A 16,116-nucleotide genomic window follows, 5' to 3' on the forward strand; every position below is an offset into this window, starting at 1 on the left:
CGCTCGCTCAACTGCCGATCATCGCGGCAGGGAAATGTTAACGCCGCGCGGGCTACCCGTTTACAGCACTTCCTCAAACAGGCTTCGCATCGACGCCCACGAGCGGCGATCGGCCTGCGCGCTGTAGAGCGCGCTGCGCATCATCGAACCATCGGCCGCCGGGTTGGTGAAACCATGCAGGGTGTTGCCGTAACTGATGACCTGCCAGTCCCGAACCCCGGCTCCTCGCATCTCATCCTCGAAGGCCTTGACCTGTTCCGGCGGCGCGAGCGGATCGTCGGCGCCGGTACAAACCAGTACGCTCGCCTTCACCTTGCCGGACGCCGCTGGCATCCTGGTTGCGAGGACGCCGTGAAAACTGACGGCGGCCTTGAGATCGGCGCCATCGCGCGCCAGCTCAAGCACCACCGAGCCGCCGAAGCAGAAACCGATGGCGCCTATTCTGTTGGCGTCGACCTGCGGGAGCGCGGCGATCGTCGTCAGCGCCGCGCTGCCGCGGGCGCGAAGCTTTTCCGGTTCGTTGCGGAGGTCGCCGACCAGTTTGACCACCTCCTGCAGATTGCGCGCCTGCCGGCGATCGCCGAACATGTCGGCGGCGAGCGCCACGTAACCAAGTTCCGCGAGCATACGCGCGCGCGCCATCGCGAACTCGCCCAATCCCAATCCCTCGTGGAAGACCAGCACACCCGGGCGCCGCCCGGCTGCCGTCTCGTCAAAGGCGAGATAACCGCCCAAATTGACCGCTTCGGCGCGGTAGTCGATGTCCTGCGTTTCCATCGGCGCGCACCTCACTCCCGGGGATAGTGGAACCGGAACTTCACATCTGTTTGAAAGCTGCACAAGCCGGCTTCGGAACATCGGGCGCGAGGGGGCGGTCTTCTCCCACAATCATTTTGGGAGAAATCGGCGATGACGAAATCGAAACTGCTCGGCGCTGCAGGCATTCTCATGGCGGCGATCACTACGCCCGCGTCAGCGCAGGAAGCGATGCAGGAGCCCGGCGCTTACGCTCGACATCACCCCTGGGCGGGCGATTATCGCTATCGCTAAGGGCGGCTTCGGGCCGCCCTTTTTCCGGCGCAGCAATCAATTGAAGCGGCCAGGTCGTGCGCCGTTCTAACGGCCGCTGCAGCCTCTCAGATACTGCGTGCGTGCATCCCGCTCGGTGCCCGCGGCGCCAAAGGAAGCGCCGAGACACCACTCATAATGAACCGCAAAATCCGTCGACCATCGGGCGCCCTGCAGGCCGCCGGCGCAGCGCGGATTGCCCAATCCGCCACGCACCTGATTGAGCGCTGCCTTAGCGTATTGTTTGCAAAAGCCGGGATCCGCCGCGTGAGCGACAGTCAGTCCCGAGATGAGAAATGCCCATACCACAAAAGCAACGGTCAACCGCAGTCTGTTAGCCATGATGTTTCTCCCCAGCCGCACTTTGATTCCCGGGAACCAGTGTAACATTCGGCCACTAGCTTCCCATAAGGCTGTCGGAACGGGCTTTCGCAGCGGCGAGAAATCGGGCGCGCCGATTGCTCAAACGGCGCGGTCAGGTTTTGAGAGTCGCGACAGCCTGCTGGTCGGTCTGGATGCCCGTGGTCGGATCGGTCGCAATCGTGTTTAGCTGCGCGACACCGGTGCCCGTCAGCATGAACTGGGAATCGCCGATCCGAAACGTGCCCTTGGTGGTGATGAACGCTCTTTGATACTGAAGGCCGGCGGAGCTTTCATACGTCACGTTGGCGCGGTAGCCGCTGACCTTCGAAATCGTAATCGTGAATGGCTGATTTTTATAATCCTTGCCGGTCCAGGTGCCCTGATATTTTGTCGGATCGACGGGGGCGAATTTGTCTCCCGGCGAGAGGAGGCTCTGCGAAGCTGACGCTGTTGAGTAGCTCGACTGCAGGATGCTCATGATATCGGCCATTGGAAACCTCCGTTCGCCCCCGTGATGGCGGGCCCGAAGCATCACTGGCATATTCAAATTAATCACCGGTTAACCATCTCCGGCGGCGATGCCGAGCGGAGCCATGATCCGATTTCGCCGCGGCCTGATATGCCGGAATACCCGGCAAATTATCGCAATTATCGGCCCTGCCGGACCGTGTCCGAATCATGCCTGGTCGTTGTATGCTGACGATGCCGCAGGCCACTGGATTGGCGAGAGACGAGCCAATCATATCGGCCGCTGGAGTAGTTGCCGGAGGCTACGAGATGCGGTTAGGCGTTGTGGTTCTATTGATCTCGCTTTGCTGCGCCGACTGCGCGCGTTTCCAGCAGCCGGCTGCGGAGCAGGCCGCGCCCCAGCAAGCCGCGGCGCCGGACAAGCCTGCGCCGGTCGCCGACGCAGCCCCTGCCGGCTTCACCTGCAGCGACGGGACGATTTCAAGATCGCAGGATGCCTGCCTCATCGACATGGCGCGAGCGCGGCTTCCCTCGACGGCCATCGAGCGGACGCCCATCGATCCCGCGCATTCGACCAGCGATCCGCCGACCGGATCGGTGCGGTGACCCCCGGGTCCGGATACGCGAATTACCCCTTCGGCGAGATCGGCAAGAAACACGGCAACACGCTGGTCGGCACGCTGCGCAAGATTTTCGGTTCAACGTTCGCAACCGGCAACAACCAGGCTGAGCGACGTGCTGGAGCATTTGAACGAAACATCGTTGAGCCAGCTTGTTCACGATCACGGTAATCACAAGCTCGATCACAGGATACGGCAGGCTCACCGGACTGAGCGCCCTCACCCTCTCATCGTCCGGCGCTGCCCTCCTTCCTACTGACCGCAGAAACGTTCAAATGCTCGCGGCCAGCCACGTTCAAGGGCCTTCCGAATTAATGTTTCTTATGTCGACTCCCAAACATAAAGGGAATTTAATGGCCCCATCACCGTTCCGCCTTTGGCTATTGTCGGTGACTGAGAGTGTTGCGCTCCCGCCTGATTAAAGAGGAGTGCGCCATGCCTGACGCGCAAATCACTGATAGGCTATCGCCTCGCGATACGGTGCGACCCCGCTGTCCACAATGTCGAGGCCGCATGGAGGTCCAGCACGTTGCGCCGGGGCGACTCGGCTTCGAACACTGGACGTTGAGATGCATAAAGTGCGGCCTTATCCAAGACGCTCAAGCCCAAGCGGACCCAATGAAGTCGGAAGCGGTGGGCTGGTTCAACGGCGAACTCAGGCCGCCAAAATAAGTCCCAGCATTTAGCTGGGTTTATTAGGCGTTTGTCCGGCGCCGTGCCGACATTCACAAGCGTGGGTTGTATAATCCCGGCATCGCCCATTACACATTCATTCAAGCGACGCACCGGTCGATGCGGCTTGGGATGAAGCAGCAGCGACATGTTCCGATATGATCCGCGACACCATCGCGAGACTTAGAGACTGCCGCGAATGGCGGCTGGAAGTCGCGGACGAGTCGAGCGCCGTCGGCCATCTCTTCCGAATAACCGCCGAGACCTTCAATCCGTTAGACCGCCTCGGTGGGTGACATTGATGACCACCATCATGTGCAGTGCGATTTGACGACTATCGTCGGTAGAACATTTACCGTGCGGCGAACCGGAACGGGGGGTCGTTTCGGTTTCTGTCAGGGGTCCGGATTGCTCCCTCTGGACCCCGCCTGGGCGCGTGAGCCGTGTTGCCGACGAGCCCGAGCTTTAAAAGCCGAAATAGACCAGGGAACCGGCTCCTACCCATTTGCTGAGTTCTGGCGTCGCGTGTACCTATCTTAACTTTGCGACGAAAGCATCGACATCGGCGGCCTCTTCATCAATCCAGGCGATCATCTTGGGAGCAAAGGCCTCCGGATCCGCAAGGAAATTGTGCAGCGGCTTAAATGAGATCACAGTCACCCAATCGTTTATCTCTGCAAAGGTCCATCGTTTTTGCGGTTCGTCTTTAGCTGCGCGAACTGCCTGGATGCTTCGCCTGTCATCTGCCCCAAGACAAATAAACGCTGAATCCGCATCCGGGATTGCTGCCTGCCTAAAGATTGTGTCTGGTTCGAGCGCCATCCCATACCCAATGAACAAACCGGTCAGCGTCGGATGCGCCAAATATGTCCAACCCCAAATAAGTTTGAACTCGGTATCGAACTTCAAGCTGTATTCGCGAACCGACTCTGATTTCTTGAAGCAGCCCTCCAGCGACTTGATATGCGAATAGATTGAGCTAAACGTATGATCCATCCGTGATCCAGCTCGCAAATAGACCAAGGCTGCCGCAAACTCGTCGCGTCCCGCGTACTCTCCGCTCATTTCGCTCTCTCCCAGGAACGTCGCTAGCTCACGGGCCAGCATTCTAACATCACTCTTAAGACCTTCAGTATCGGCTAGTTCATGGAATAAGCTGCAGACTGCTTGCCATTTCGCAACATGAGGGATCGCTCTTCCGCTGCCTTCCCCACCACCTCTAAAACCGTCAGGTGGCCGTGTCAGATGGCTTAGCAAACAGACCACCGCCGGATCGTTCGGAGCTGCTGTTGCTCTTATCCAGCGTCCGTACAGCGCGAGCTGATCGTCGCCTACGGGCGCGCCAATCTTATTCTCAATCGCCACTAGTGGTTTCGTATCCGCATACAACACCAAGTCGATACGGCCCGAAGGAATCGGATGCTGCGTCTCCATACGAAAGGATGCGATGGACGCGCTTCGTTCTTCAAACCACGCCTGAAGGCTCGGCGGAATAAACACCCGCGCAGCGAACCTACCTTGGGCCGGCGCATCTAATCGACGAGATCCTAAGGACTGACACATCCAGATTTAGATGCTTCCTAGGCGTTAGCATCGACGCCAAACTTAAGGGAGACGGACTTCTTCGATCCTATGTCGCAGTTGAAGTACATGTAGTGGAGCAGAACGTTCACAAGACGACGGCGTCCGCGCAACGCGGCTCTTTGCTTTTGTATCTCTTGATTAAGAAAAGCAAAGATTTCGTCGAACGCACCAAACTTGTCTCGATTAACCAGTATCTTTTGTTTTAGTTCGTCAGCGGCATCATGATAGAGGGCGGCGAACTCCTCGTTTCGTGGATTTTTTAGAAACTCTTCTATGCGAGAGAAATGGGGCATCGAGTCGTTCACGATAATCTGCTCATAATATTCGTGCCCGATCCCGTTTATTTTGTTCTTTTCCGCTTTGATCTTGATGGCGGTAAAGTCGCGCGCGCTGTTGAACCCCGAACTCCCGCCCGACCCGACGAAAGTGTGTAAGGCCCCAATCACCTCAACAAGATCATCTGGTTCAAAGCGAAATGGCGCAGAGTCATTGGCGTTTGGTAGATCACGGCGAATGTCACGATATTCATCGAGGGCCAGATGAAGCCGCTCGTTCCCTATAATGTGCCCGCTTTTTAGACCCAGCGCGACAAGTGCAGCGATAAGCTTTTGGTCGGCGCCTGCTGTCAATTTTCTGTTGGTGAAAACTATGTAGTGGTCACAGATTCCTAGCTTAATGAGCCGCTTCACCTTCGCGTGCTCTTTCTTGAGAAGGCGCTCAAAATCGCGCTCAGAACACGATTTATTAGGTTCGTTGACATGCTTCGCCTGCAGCACACAATGCCCTACTAGCGGAGCCGCTGCACTCGGAAATTTACTGGCAGTTCCATGAAATTTTCCGTCGCGGCCGCCGTCTCGCCCTGTGGCGAACGGTGTCACGCCTGCGCCAAACCACTCCACAGAAATACGAACGACGAGAGCTTCAAACTCGTCGTTATTCAACTCATAGAGGCGGTAGTCCTTTCGCATAATTCAAGGTTGTCAGATTCCAATGCGCCTGACCACAAGAATACGCCGCCGGGGGCGCCAAAGCTGCTCATATCTGGCAGGCACGTAGGGCACGGGCACTTCCAGGGTCCCTCTTCTTAAGTCGGCTCATCAATCCTGCCTTCCATGCCTGACACCGCGCGTGTGCGGTGCCGAATCGGTGCCACGCTCAAAAACGACTATTTAGAAAATTGAGCTAACTTCTTGAAAAGCTTGGTGGGCGCACCACGGCTCGAACCTGCGACCCGATCCTTGAGAGTCATCGGAAAGCGACCCCGAAAGTACGATCCACTTATTCCGATGGGCCGACCTAGCTTTCATCAGGTCAAATGCCGGTGTAGCCCTTCCTGTACAACTCTGATATTCGACCGCGCGGCTCCCCAGCCACCTTGGCGTCCCGAGACAGAAAGGAGACAAAACCTTATGCCGATATCGTAACTAATTGATTTTATTTGACTAGCCGGTTTAGCTCAGCGGTAGAGCAGCGGTTTTGTAAACGGGGATTCGGCATAGCAATCAATGGCTTAACCCCTACAGAAATAGGGGTTTGGCACAAAGTCGCCCGATGCGCGATGACACTCGCCTCGGGGTAGAAAAAAGCCGGGTTAGCACAGCGGTAGTGCAGTCGCTTTGTAAGCGAAAGGTCGCGGGTTCAAATCCTGCACCCGGCACCAACAAGTAGAGACACCGGCGACATTCGCGTTGCGGGTGTCTCTCTTTTTTCCGAACCCACAGGCTCGGGAAGGTATCGGGAATGAATGGCACATGTGCCAACGATAAAAACCAAAATATACAGTAAAATCAATCTATTAGATCGATTTCATGGGTTTTGTAAACCGAAGGTCGGGAGTTCAATCCTCTCAACCGGCACCAGCGAAACCCGCTGTTTTATTGGACTTTTCGCGATTTCAGGCCATCGGCGTAAGCGGCCCAAACGGCGAACAGCAGCGGTTTCGACAGGCACAAAAACAGGCTCTTTTGTTCTCGGCTTGTTCGCGGTCGGAGGGAGGTCTCCCGATGACATGAGCAGGACTTGCGAGGGCGGACGCTGCTTCTGCGGCACCCCCATCACCGACGGACGACGACCTTCCCACCACGAATAGCAAACACTCAAACCCATCACGCTGCCGCGCCTGCACGTCTTCGATGGAAACCGTTGTTACCGGGTGACATTATTGTGCTGCCACGCGCGAACGGGTTCGCGCAGCGAAAGAAGGCACCCACGTCGCGACGACAAAGAACGTGCAGCAAACGATTGACGATCTCCCAGGTGACGCGACTCTGCGCCGAACCGGCCAGATGGGGCTTGCCCTGCATAAAGACGCTGATGCCGGATTTTTCCTAAACTATGTAAAATATCTTGAGTGACATCAGGAAATCGGCGGACACGATGATGGCGCGAGAGCGTCCCGGACGGCCGCGGGAGGCACGAAATTTACCACGATGCCCGTACAGATCTCGATCACAATAAAGGCGGCAATAGCCCAGGCCATTCGTCTGTCCAGACTAATCAGCGCATCTATGGCTAGAAGAAAGACCGCATGGTGGACGATCACCCCCACACAAATGGCGTATAACTTCCAAGGTCTTTCCTGCCTGCCACCGAGACCGAGTAGCGCGAGACGCACGCCGAATAACAGATAGGTTACGGTCAAGATTGGCGGGATCGTTCGCTTGAATGCTTCGTCTATCCATTCACGCTGATAATGCGCGTCGCCCTGATTGTACGCGGCAGCAAAAGCAACAGATCCTAGTTCAGCCAGATACGTTGAGTTTCGCTCAGGTGTTGCGCTGCCTCGCATACCCGAATCGATCCACAGCCTGTTGACGCTGACAATGGTGGGCGCTCGCTCACCGGCTTTCCGTGTTTGTATGACGGCATCAGCGAGATAAAGTAAGGTTGTCCTTGGAGTTTTGACAAAGCTTCCGATCGGAGAGCTGATTGATCTTTCGCCGCCGTCATCGGTGCGTTCTTGCATGAATACTTCAGCAATCTCATCGTCGGGCAGCCGACGACCGAAGTAGAACGTGCGGCTATTATCATTTAGAGTATAGAAATGCTGCGGTTCGAGTGTTGAAGGGTCGACGTCATGAGTCCCAATATATATTGCGTCCAGAACGCGGCTCCAACCACGCGGGACTTCGACGAGGGAGAGATAAAATCCAAAAGCAGCGGCTAAAAAAGCTAACAGGAGTGCGGGCACAATGACTGAAAAATAAGAGAAACCCGTCGCGTAGAGCGCGTCAATTGCATGATCATCGATAAGGTCAGTGTAATACCATGCCGCTGCGACTGCTATGCCGATAGGCAAAACGTTGCAAAAATTGATTGGAAGTGCTCCCAGGGCAATCTGAAGTACGGCCTTGGAATAAAGAACTGAAGAGGGGGCACTCGCAAATAGAACGACAAGAGTTAGTATGCCCGACAGGGCACCCGTTACGACGAGCAACGCCACAAGCAATTGGACGAACATATGTCGCTGTATCGTCATAGAAACAAGGCTTATCCACAATCACCAGAATACTGTGCAACCTATTTCGTCCATTGGGTAATGTAAAATCTGCGTTTTCAATGAATTCCTATACCTCACATTAGCCGGCGACAGAGAGCTTGCAGCCGAGGCAATCGCTTGGTGTTGAAAGAGCGGATATCGTCGATTTGATCATTCAAGATCCAACCGATGCGTCTCCAAACGGTCCCTGTCCGACAGCCGCATCGAACGCTTCCCTGAGTGGCACTTCGAAATCGCTAACGCCGTGAAAGCCTCACCGCCAACTGGCGCGCATGGACGAACTCTTGAACGGGCGCCCGCGCCAACGTCTTCAGACGCGACCATCGCTGCGGCCCGAACAGGGCGACCTGCAAGTGCAGCGCTAGCCAGACGAGTGACCACCACGTCGCGGCGAACACCCGAATTGCCCTGGTCGACGCCGGGTCCACCATCAGCCAGGTGAGAATGCGCAGACGGTCGAGCCAGCTTCGGCCGGTCTTCGCGTTACGTACCGATTCAGTGCCGGCCGATTGTGTGCGTACCGACAGTTCGTGCGGGACAAAGCACACCGCCGATCGCAGCATCAAGCGAAACCAGAAGTCCACGTCGACGAGCTGGTAGATGTCGTCGCGCAAGCCCCCCACGGCGAGCGCCAACTGGCGCCGAAACATCACGGAGGTTGGTTCGCCTATCCAATTGCTGCCGCCGCCCATCAACATCATCTGTGCGACCAATGACCTTCCCTCGTTGTGTTCGCTAAGCGTCGGAAAGAACCTATGTGGCCTGCTCACCGTTCGCCACCACCATGGGATATCCTCCTGCACGACACGCCGGGGCGCGAATGCCAGCCCGACAGCCGGGTTATCAAAGCATGCTGCGAGTCGCTGCAAGGCTCCAGGGAGCAACCAGTCGTCCGCGTGCACGAATTGGATGCGGGTGCCCCGCGCGAGTTCGATGCACTTGTTGTGGTTTGCGTTGAGACCCAGCCGAGATTCATTGCGGATCAAACGGTCGCCAGGTCGCAGCATCGTTGCCGCGATGGCCGCACAGCCATCTGAAGAGTCGTCGTCAACGACCACAATCTCGAAATCGACGCCATCCTGATCGAGAATACTGCGCAGACAACGCGCGACTGTGACGCTGTTGTTGTACGTCGGCACGCATACCGAGATCGTCGGGTTCACCGCCAGGTCGTCGGCATCGTCGGTGCCCATCACTGCCATTCCCGATCGAGCGAAAAGGTAGCGCACCACGCCACCCAGGTCGCTATCAACTACAATCTTCGAGCCGCAACTAGCCCTGTATCTCAGCGGTCACGTTGAATTCGGCGAATGTCCGAGCTAGGTCCTCCCGCAGGGCATCCTGGGAGTTTGTCCGGCCGCTCAGATATGCGTTGACCACGATCCAGACCTTCCCATGGACCCGTCCCGAAGCCACAAACAGCTGGCCGCCCATGCGTTCGAGGGTGCGCTGGCTGATGCCGGGTTCGATCAAACGCCCATGCACGTAGTCAGCGTCGGTGCCATCGGGGCGGTTCGCTTGAGGATGCAAGTCGCCGACGTAAGAGCAGCCGATCGGAAGGCTGGCGGCACCCAATGCCATTCCCACCGCCCTGCGCGCCACCCACTTCGGAGTGAACGACGTCAGTGGCAACGGCCCCAACATCTCCGCGGAAGTCTCCGACAAGTCGGCAAGGGCTCGCCTGATCTTGACGCGAATCTCCCGGAGGTCCGACGATAAGTGGGTCGGATCGACCGAAACGACGAGAAACGCCAATGCGTTGCCGCGGGTGTCGTTTTCGGCGCGATCGCTCATCGGGAACGATAGGGTGACCAATCCGTCGTCGCGAACGCGCCCCATACGAACGCCTAGTCTGCCGGCGAATCCTGCGAGCAGGAAAAGGCTGTTTCCGCCGAGGCCTTTCGCGCGCTCTTCCCATTCCGCCAGATCGACATAAGCGGTCAGGGAAGGCACTACTACTGGTTGATCGTTGCCGCCTGTTCGCGGGGATGGTGGTGCCGATGCGATCGACGCGGCGACCTCCTTACGCTGGCGCCGGCCGATGCGCACCGCAGCCGCCACCGCCCGCGCTAGCTCCGGTGCCGACGCAATGGTTTGCCGCGCATCCTCAAGCAACGCCCGGCGACGTGTACGCGAACCCGGATCCGGATAACCCAGGTTGCGGGGCCTCCCGCCGGCCGCATCGGCCAGCGCCTGGATAATCCCACGTCCATCCACGAGGGTATGCGAAGCTGTCAGACAAACCGCGGTCCCGCCGTCCTCGAACGGAAGCACTCCGACGTGCCAGCAGGGTCCGTATTCCGGATCCAGCGGCAGGCACGCGCGCTCGAATAGCCATGCGTTCAGATCGACACGCGGACGCGGTGTTTCTGCGATCTCGATGTCTCCAGGCCCGCGATAGGCGACCCATCGATCCCGCGCGAAAGGCAACGGAGACCGCTCGACCCGTCGTCCCAACAACCCGTATCCAAGACCTCGGTGGAAACGGCGCAACCCATCGACATTTAACGGCCGGTTATATATCCAATTGGACTGCAGAAGCGTCCCGTGGCCAAGCGCCCGCAGAGCGAGAAAGGAGGCTTGGTCCATGTGTGCGAGTCGATTGTCCATCGCGTCCACGGTAGTTTATTTGCGGCGAGGTGCACAAGGCGGTGTGTGTAGGCGAAGGTAATCTGTTGTCCGTGGTTCAGTCTTCGATACCCGCCGTGCTGCGCGAGCGCGCCAGCCTCCAGCCCAACGAAACGGCGTTCACATACGTTGATTACGACCAGGATTGGAAAGGCGTGCCGCTGATCTTGTCCTGGTCGCAGTTGTATCGGCGCGTGGCGAATCTTGGTGAGCAGCTCAAGCTTCGCGGGTCGACCGGCGATCGTGCGCTCATACTGGCTCCGCAGGGCCTGGACTATATCGTTAGCTTTTTGGGTGCGTTGCAGGCCGGACTTGTCGCGGTTCCGCTCCCGCTTCCCAATAGCCGCGCCAACCACGAACGCATAATTTCGGTGCTGGCCGATGCGTCGCCTTCGGTCGTCCTTACCACGTCCGCGGTCATCGACAATGTCAGCGCGTCGCTGCAGCCGCACCAGGGGCAATTCGCGCCCTCGATCATCGAAGTCGATTTGCTGGATCTCGATTTTCGCCAGCGAGCACCGGGCCCGAGAGCTCGCGCCGGCGCGAATGACCGGGCGGATTTCATCTATTTGCAGTACACATCCGGGTCCACCCGGACTCCCGCGGGTGTCATGGTCTCCAACAAGAACGTCTTCGCCAACTTCAAGCAGATCATGGCCGACTTCTTTGCGCCCGAGGGGGGGATTCCCCCTGGGGACATCACAGTGGTATCCTGGCTGCCGCTCTACCACGATATGGGTCTCCAATTGGGGATCATCATGCCGATCCTGGCGGGCACGCCGACGCTGCTCACCAGCCCGATGGGATTCTTGCGGCGACCTGCCCGCTGGGTGCAATTGTTGGGGCGCAACGGTTGCACGATTTCGGCGGGACCGAATTTCGCTTTCGAGCTCGCGGTGCGCAAGACGTCCGATGACGACATGGCTGGGCTTGATCTCGGGGGCGTCCACACGATTCTCAACGGCAGCGAACGGGTGCAGCCCGCGACGCTCAAGCGATTCGCTGACCGGTTCGCGCCCTTCAATTTTAACCCCAGGGCACTGCGGCCGTCATATGGCATGGCGGAAGCAACAGTTTACGTAGCAACGCGTCACGTGGGTAAATCACCCGAAATCCCTCACTTCGACGCCGAGAAATTGGCTGCCGGCCAAGCGAACCGGTGCGAAACCGGAAGCGGCACGCCGCTAGTCAGTTACGGTACTCCGGAATCGATGCTGGTCCGCATCGTCGATCCGAATACGAGTCGCGAATGCCCGGATGGAACGGTCGGAGAGATCTGGGTGCACGGCGACAACGTCGCTGGCGGGTATTGGCAGAAGCCAGAAGAGAGCCAGCGCACGTTCGGGGCAAGTATTGCCGACCCGTCGCAGGAGACCCCGGAAGCTCCCTGGCTGAGAACCGGGGACTCGGCCTTCTTCTCCGATGGAGAGCTGTTCATCATCGGCCGCATCAAGGACCTGCTGATTGTCTACGGGCGCAACCACTCTCCCGACGACGTCGAGACGACGATCCGGGACATCACCGCTGGCCGCTGCGCAGCGATAGCGGTTCCCGACAAGGGCATCGAAAAGCTGGTCGTGATCATCGAACTCAAGAAGCGGGGCGACTCCGACGAGGAGGCGGCGGACCGGCTGCGCAGTGTGAAACGCGAAGTCACGTCGGCGATTTCAAAGTCTCGGGGGCTGAGTGTGGCGGATCTGGTTCTGGTTTCGCCCGGCTCGATTCCCATCACCACCAGCGGCAAGATCAGGCGATCTCAATGTGTCGAGCTGTATCGGCAGGATAAGTTCACAAGATTAGATGCCTAGTGTCGCGTTGTGGTATGCCTGAGATCCCATGGCCTTCGGATATCGCCTGCAATCCAACCCCCTTGTCGGAAAGTTCACCACCAAGTATTTGCTGCCCCTCGGCACCCGCCAGATCGGCGACGACGTGGTGTTCTTCAACTTCGGCTATGAGGAGGACCCGCCGATGGGCTTACCCTTGGCGTCATCCGACGAGCCCAATCGATACTGCATTCAGCTCTACCACGTGACGGCCTCGCGGGTTGATCTCACCGGCAAAAGGTTGCTGGAGGTGAGCTGTGGCGCCGGCGGGGGAGCGTCATATATTATGCGTAACCTGGGGCCGGCCTCCTACACGGGGCTGGACCTAAACCCGGCCAGCATCGACATGTGCCGGGAAAGGCATCAGCTGCCGGGCTTGGACTTCTTGCAGGGCGATTCCCAGAGCCTCCCTTTTCCGGACGAAACCTTCGACGCGGTGATCAACGTCGAAGCCTCCCACCAGTACCGCGACTTTCCTCGCTTTCTTGACGAGGTGGCACGCGTGCTCCGCACAGGAGGGCATTTCATGTACTCCGATTCGCGCCGGGCTCCGGTTGTCGCCGAGTGGGAAGCTGCGCTAGCCGACGCGCCGTTGCGGAAGATTTCGGAAAGGGCCATCGACGAAGAGTGCAAACGCGGCCTGGCGGCAAATGCGCGGCGCACCCAGGAAAAGCTCGGTCACCGCTTGCCGGCGTTCATGAACTCGTTAATCCGTTATGGCATGGGTGTTTTGGACTGGGATCTGCGCCGCGCCGGAGGGTTTTCTTACCGGGTCTATTGTTTCGTCAAGGATTGATCTCGCGTGGACGGTCTGTTCCAACAGATCGGCGGCGGTGGCGACACCAACGGTGGGTTTGGTCATCCGCGGGGCGATCTCTCGAGCTCGCGCCTTGCAATCGGGTGCAAGAATTTTGCGGAGCTGCTTGACGAGGGATTTCCGGCTCACGTTCCAAAGACGCTTGGCGGAGCCGACCTTCAGTCGTTTGACCTGGGTCGCCCAGATGAACTGATCGGCCACGTCCCACAGGATCAACGTCGGGAGTCCGGCCCGCAGGCCGGCGGCGGTGGTCCCGGCGCCGCCATGGTGGACGGCGGCGCGGCACATGGGCAAGATCTTGGTGTAGTTGACTTGGCCGACGAGCTTCACATGGTCGGGATGTGAAGGGTGTTCGGAGCCGCCGGTGCCGGAATAGATCAACGCCCGCTCGCCCAGTTCGGCGCAGGCGCCTGCAATCACGGCCACCGTCTCGGCAGGGGATTGGACTGGCGTGCTGCCAAAACCGAAATAGATCGGCGTTTTTCCCGCGGCGATCCAGGACGCGACCTCATCATCGGTATCGGCGGTCAAATCCAAGGTCAGCGCGCCGACGAAGGGGCGCCGGCCGTTCCATTCCGCCGCAAGCCCGGGAAAAACCGCCTGATCGTAGGCCTGGATTTCAAGCGTTTCGCCTTCTGCCATCCGTTGGCTTGCAGGGAATAACGCGGGCGGCAGGCTCAGTTCACGGCGTTGCGCCTCCTCATCCGCCTTGGTGATGATGTGCGAATAGAGCCACCAGCCCGCCTTCATTGTCGTGCGGACCAACGGTCCCGGCGACGGCAGGAAGGGAAGGCCGACCTGTCCGTTAACCCGCACGGGGAAATGATGCAGGGCCGCCACCGGGATGTCGTAGTACTCAGCGACATTCGCAACTAGCCCGTGGTAGGTCTGGCCCGTCAACAGCAGGTCGGCCCCGTCGGCTAGCGAGGTTAGCGTCCGGCTCATCTCGGCCCAACCCTTGACGAAGAGCTCCTTGCCGGCACGCAGGAAGATGACCGGGTTCTGGATCTTGAAAGCGTTATGGGTGAAATCCGCGACGGCAACTATTTGCTCTCGCGAGTCCGGCCCATAGGAGGTAGCGGACAGGCCAGCTAACTCGACGAAGTCAACCAGGTTGGGCGGGACCGCCATTCGAACTTCGTGCCCGCGGCGTCGCAGCTCCACACCGACCGCGGCGCAGGGTTCGACATCGCCGCGAGTCCCATGGGCCGCCAAAACAAACTTCACCGGCGCAACTTTCAGCTGCCAGACGCGTAGGCCAAGTGTTCGATGTCTAACTGGCTACGCGAACCCGCACCTCGGTTAGGCTGCCGGCGACAACGCGGTGGAGCACCGACTTCATCGCCTCCGTGTAGCGCCTCGCGGATTCCCGGGCAATCGGGTTGTTCGGGTAGGACACCATTATCGAGACCTCGTCGAACAGGCGGAAAACCGTGGAGTAGATGAACGCCGGGTTCCTGCCGTCGGTGAGTAGGGCCGCATTCACACCATTCAGTGCGCTTGCGACGATGGCGGAAAGCGGCGGAAGACCCGCGTCCATGTAGTTCATCATGGTGAACTGAGGTCCAGGTCTGCGCAGCCAGGGAGCCAATTCCAGCACCCGGTCGTACGGCACGTTCGCGAGGTCCATATTAGCGTCGAACGACGCTTGGGCCGCGCGGGCGGTTTCTTCGAACGAGTTCGGGTCGACGGGAACGGTGAACGGCACCACACCAGTAAACCATCCCACCGTCATGAAATCTGCCGGACTCTTCCGCATATCGATGGGGGTGAGTCCGTAATACGTTTCCGCACCGCTTAACTCGTACTGGGTCAGGGCCACGCAGGCGAACAAGCCACCGCTGAACCTCACACCCGCCTGTTGGCAGATGACTTCGAACTGAGCCGTCTGCTCCGGGCCCAACAGCCGCCTCACGTGGACACCCCCGCCGCACGGTATCGATTGGTCGCCGAGAGGCAGCGGGAAATCCGGCAGCGTTCCGCCGTTGGCTCCCGCGAACTCGATCCACTTGCGCACCTCGGGGGATTCCAAGGTCATTCCGGACACACATTGGCTTTCCCGCATGCAGAAATCGTCATAACTGGCCGCCGGTGGCAGCGCGATGGGCGCCTTGCCCTCTCGGAGGGCGCTGTAGTTCATAAGGATCTCTGCATAAAAACCGGCAATCAGCATCGGGTCGCAGTGGAGATGGTCGACGACCGCGTATAACGCGAACCGGTGCTCGTCCTGGATGATGCCGAACCTGAAGCAATCCCATTGCAGTGGGTCGGGCGTGGCCAACACGTGATCTCGCCATTCGAGTTGCGTCATCACGCCGTACTCTTTGGCGACAAATTGAATGTCGCGGGGATCCTTGATGGTGTGCCGGACGATATGCTTCGCTTCGTTGTATTCAAACCAGCTGTGGTACGTCGCGTGGCGTCGAAGGTGCGCATTGATGACGTAGGTCATGGCGCGGATATCGCAGCGGCCGGGTACGTCCCAAGAGCCCATGACCGTGCGTGAATAATCGAGGCCCCGCTCCCGGAACTCGACGTAGCCGCGAAGATGGCCCGCCTGCATGGAGCTGG

15 protein-coding genes, 1 tRNA gene and 1 pseudogene are annotated in these 16,116 nt (G+C 58.8%); 7 read left to right on the plus strand and 10 right to left on the minus strand.

The window, feature by feature from the left end:
* Window positions 1-60: 60 nt before the first annotated feature.
* The gene (locus tag B5527_RS25225; RefSeq protein WP_079603951.1) at window positions 61-777 is read right to left on the minus strand and encodes a dienelactone hydrolase family protein; all 717 of its coding nucleotides are present in this window, start codon (window positions 775-777) and stop codon (window positions 61-63) included.
* 132 nt (window positions 778-909) lie between these two features.
* On the opposite strand from B5527_RS25225, the gene B5527_RS44470 reads away from it, so the two are divergent.
* Complete coding sequence (locus B5527_RS44470; RefSeq protein WP_154072510.1) at window positions 910-1,050, plus strand: hypothetical protein; 141 nt, start codon at window positions 910-912, stop codon at window positions 1,048-1,050.
* A gap of 66 nt (window positions 1,051-1,116) precedes the next feature.
* On the opposite strand, the gene B5527_RS25230 is transcribed toward B5527_RS44470, so the two are convergent.
* Together B5527_RS25230 and B5527_RS25235 are read right to left on the minus strand one after the other, a co-directional pair.
* A complete protein-coding gene (locus B5527_RS25230) occupies window positions 1,117-1,410 on the minus strand; it encodes a hypothetical protein (RefSeq protein ID WP_079603952.1) in 294 nt (97 codons plus the stop codon).
* Window positions 1,411-1,543: 133 nt separating this feature from the next.
* Window positions 1,544-1,921, minus strand: coding sequence for a hypothetical protein (locus tag B5527_RS25235; RefSeq protein ID WP_079603953.1), 378 nt, complete (start codon window positions 1,919-1,921; stop codon window positions 1,544-1,546).
* A 287-nt stretch (window positions 1,922-2,208) separates the two neighbouring features.
* On the opposite strand from B5527_RS25235, the gene B5527_RS25245 reads away from it, so the two are divergent.
* The 3 genes and pseudogenes from B5527_RS25245 (at window position 2,209) to B5527_RS47810 (ending at window position 3,487) form a co-directional block, all read left to right on the plus strand.
* Window positions 2,209-2,505, plus strand: coding sequence for a hypothetical protein (locus B5527_RS25245; protein WP_154072511.1), 297 nt, complete (start codon window positions 2,209-2,211; stop codon window positions 2,503-2,505).
* A pseudogene (locus B5527_RS46590) lies at window positions 2,502-2,778 on the plus strand (hypothetical protein). Before B5527_RS25245 ends, B5527_RS46590 begins: the two are co-directional and overlap by 4 nt.
* A 508-nt stretch (window positions 2,779-3,286) precedes the next feature.
* Window positions 3,287-3,487 carry a DUF6894 family protein gene (locus B5527_RS47810; RefSeq protein ID WP_425305106.1) on the plus strand — a complete coding sequence of 67 codons (201 nt, stop codon included), beginning with the start codon at window positions 3,287-3,289 and terminating at the stop codon, window positions 3,485-3,487.
* Window positions 3,488-3,722: 235 nt separating this feature from the next.
* Here the strand turns inward: B5527_RS47810 and B5527_RS25255 are convergent, their stop codons facing one another.
* Both B5527_RS25255 and B5527_RS25260 read right to left on the minus strand, forming a co-directional pair.
* Complete coding sequence (locus tag B5527_RS25255; protein ID WP_172842657.1) at window positions 3,723-4,691, minus strand: PD-(D/E)XK nuclease family protein; 969 nt, start codon at window positions 4,689-4,691, stop codon at window positions 3,723-3,725.
* A gap of 80 nt (window positions 4,692-4,771) precedes the next feature.
* Entirely contained in the window at window positions 4,772-5,743 is a 972-nt protein-coding gene (locus tag B5527_RS25260) for an ABC-three component system protein (RefSeq protein WP_079603957.1), read from the minus strand.
* Between the two features lie 617 nt (window positions 5,744-6,360).
* On the opposite strand from B5527_RS25260, the gene B5527_RS25265 reads away from it, so the two are divergent.
* Window positions 6,361-6,435: transfer RNA gene (locus B5527_RS25265), tRNA-Thr, on the plus strand.
* Window positions 6,436-7,131: 696 nt separating this feature from the next.
* On the opposite strand, the gene B5527_RS25270 is transcribed toward B5527_RS25265, so the two are convergent.
* The 3 genes from B5527_RS25270 to B5527_RS25280 form a co-directional block, all read right to left on the minus strand.
* On the minus strand, window positions 7,132-8,235 hold the full coding sequence (locus tag B5527_RS25270; RefSeq protein ID WP_172842658.1) for an LptF/LptG family permease: 1,104 nt from the start codon (window positions 8,233-8,235) through the stop codon (window positions 7,132-7,134).
* A 275-nt stretch (window positions 8,236-8,510) separates the two neighbouring features.
* Window positions 8,511-9,467 (minus strand): glycosyltransferase family 2 protein, encoded by a 957-nt coding sequence (locus B5527_RS25275; RefSeq protein WP_154072512.1) that lies wholly within the window; start codon window positions 9,465-9,467, stop codon window positions 8,511-8,513.
* Between the two features lie 79 nt (window positions 9,468-9,546).
* Window positions 9,547-10,893, minus strand: coding sequence for a hypothetical protein (locus B5527_RS25280; protein WP_197689211.1), 1,347 nt, complete (start codon window positions 10,891-10,893; stop codon window positions 9,547-9,549).
* A gap of 62 nt (window positions 10,894-10,955) precedes the next feature.
* Here B5527_RS25280 and B5527_RS25285 point away from each other — a divergent pair, with 62 nt between their 5' ends.
* Both B5527_RS25285 and B5527_RS25290 read left to right on the plus strand, forming a co-directional pair.
* Window positions 10,956-12,710, plus strand: a complete 1,755-nt coding sequence (locus tag B5527_RS25285) for an AMP-binding protein (RefSeq protein WP_079607486.1) — start codon at window positions 10,956-10,958, stop codon at window positions 12,708-12,710.
* Window positions 12,711-12,738: 28 nt separating this feature from the next.
* On the plus strand, window positions 12,739-13,524 hold the full coding sequence (locus B5527_RS25290; RefSeq protein ID WP_079603960.1) for a phthiotriol/phenolphthiotriol dimycocerosates methyltransferase: 786 nt from the start codon (window positions 12,739-12,741) through the stop codon (window positions 13,522-13,524).
* On the opposite strand, the gene B5527_RS25295 is transcribed toward B5527_RS25290, so the two are convergent.
* Window positions 13,435-14,772 carry a glycosyltransferase gene (locus B5527_RS25295; protein ID WP_079603961.1) on the minus strand — a complete coding sequence of 446 codons (1,338 nt, stop codon included), beginning with the start codon at window positions 14,770-14,772 and terminating at the stop codon, window positions 13,435-13,437. The genes B5527_RS25290 and B5527_RS25295 overlap by 90 nt on opposite strands.
* Window positions 14,773-14,818: 46 nt before the next feature.
* Complete coding sequence (locus B5527_RS25300; protein ID WP_338065030.1) at window positions 14,819-16,108, minus strand: condensation domain-containing protein; 1,290 nt, start codon at window positions 16,106-16,108, stop codon at window positions 14,819-14,821.
* Window positions 16,109-16,116 lie beyond the last annotated feature (8 nt).

This window comes from Bradyrhizobium erythrophlei (assembly GCF_900129425.1).
GTDB lineage: Bacteria > Pseudomonadota > Alphaproteobacteria > Rhizobiales > Xanthobacteraceae > Bradyrhizobium > Bradyrhizobium erythrophlei_C.

What these genes read in the sequence shown, in the direction of transcription:
- B5527_RS25225 (WP_079603951.1), bottom strand. Translation starts at nt 777, where the DNA reads ATGGAAACGCAGGACATCGACTACCGCGCCGAAGCGGTCAATTTGGGC.
- B5527_RS44470 (WP_154072510.1), top strand. Translation starts at nt 910, where the DNA reads ATGACGAAATCGAAACTGCTCGGCGCTGCAGGCATTCTCATGGCGGCG.
- B5527_RS25230 (WP_079603952.1), bottom strand. Translation starts at nt 1,410, where the DNA reads ATGGCTAACAGACTGCGGTTGACCGTTGCTTTTGTGGTATGGGCATTT.
- B5527_RS25235 (WP_079603953.1), bottom strand. Translation starts at nt 1,921, where the DNA reads ATGGCCGATATCATGAGCATCCTGCAGTCGAGCTACTCAACAGCGTCA.
- B5527_RS25245 (WP_154072511.1), top strand. Translation starts at nt 2,209, where the DNA reads ATGCGGTTAGGCGTTGTGGTTCTATTGATCTCGCTTTGCTGCGCCGAC.
- B5527_RS25260 (WP_079603957.1), bottom strand. Translation starts at nt 5,743, where the DNA reads ATGCGAAAGGACTACCGCCTCTATGAGTTGAATAACGACGAGTTTGAA.
- B5527_RS25270 (WP_172842658.1), bottom strand. Translation starts at nt 8,235, where the DNA reads ATGTTCGTCCAATTGCTTGTGGCGTTGCTCGTCGTAACGGGTGCCCTG.
- B5527_RS25275 (WP_154072512.1), bottom strand. Translation starts at nt 9,467, where the DNA reads ATGGGCACCGACGATGCCGACGACCTGGCGGTGAACCCGACGATCTCG.
- B5527_RS25290 (WP_079603960.1), top strand. Translation starts at nt 12,739, where the DNA reads ATGGCCTTCGGATATCGCCTGCAATCCAACCCCCTTGTCGGAAAGTTC.
- B5527_RS25300 (WP_338065030.1), bottom strand. Translation starts at nt 16,108, where the DNA reads ATGCAGGCGGGCCATCTTCGCGGCTACGTCGAGTTCCGGGAGCGGGGC.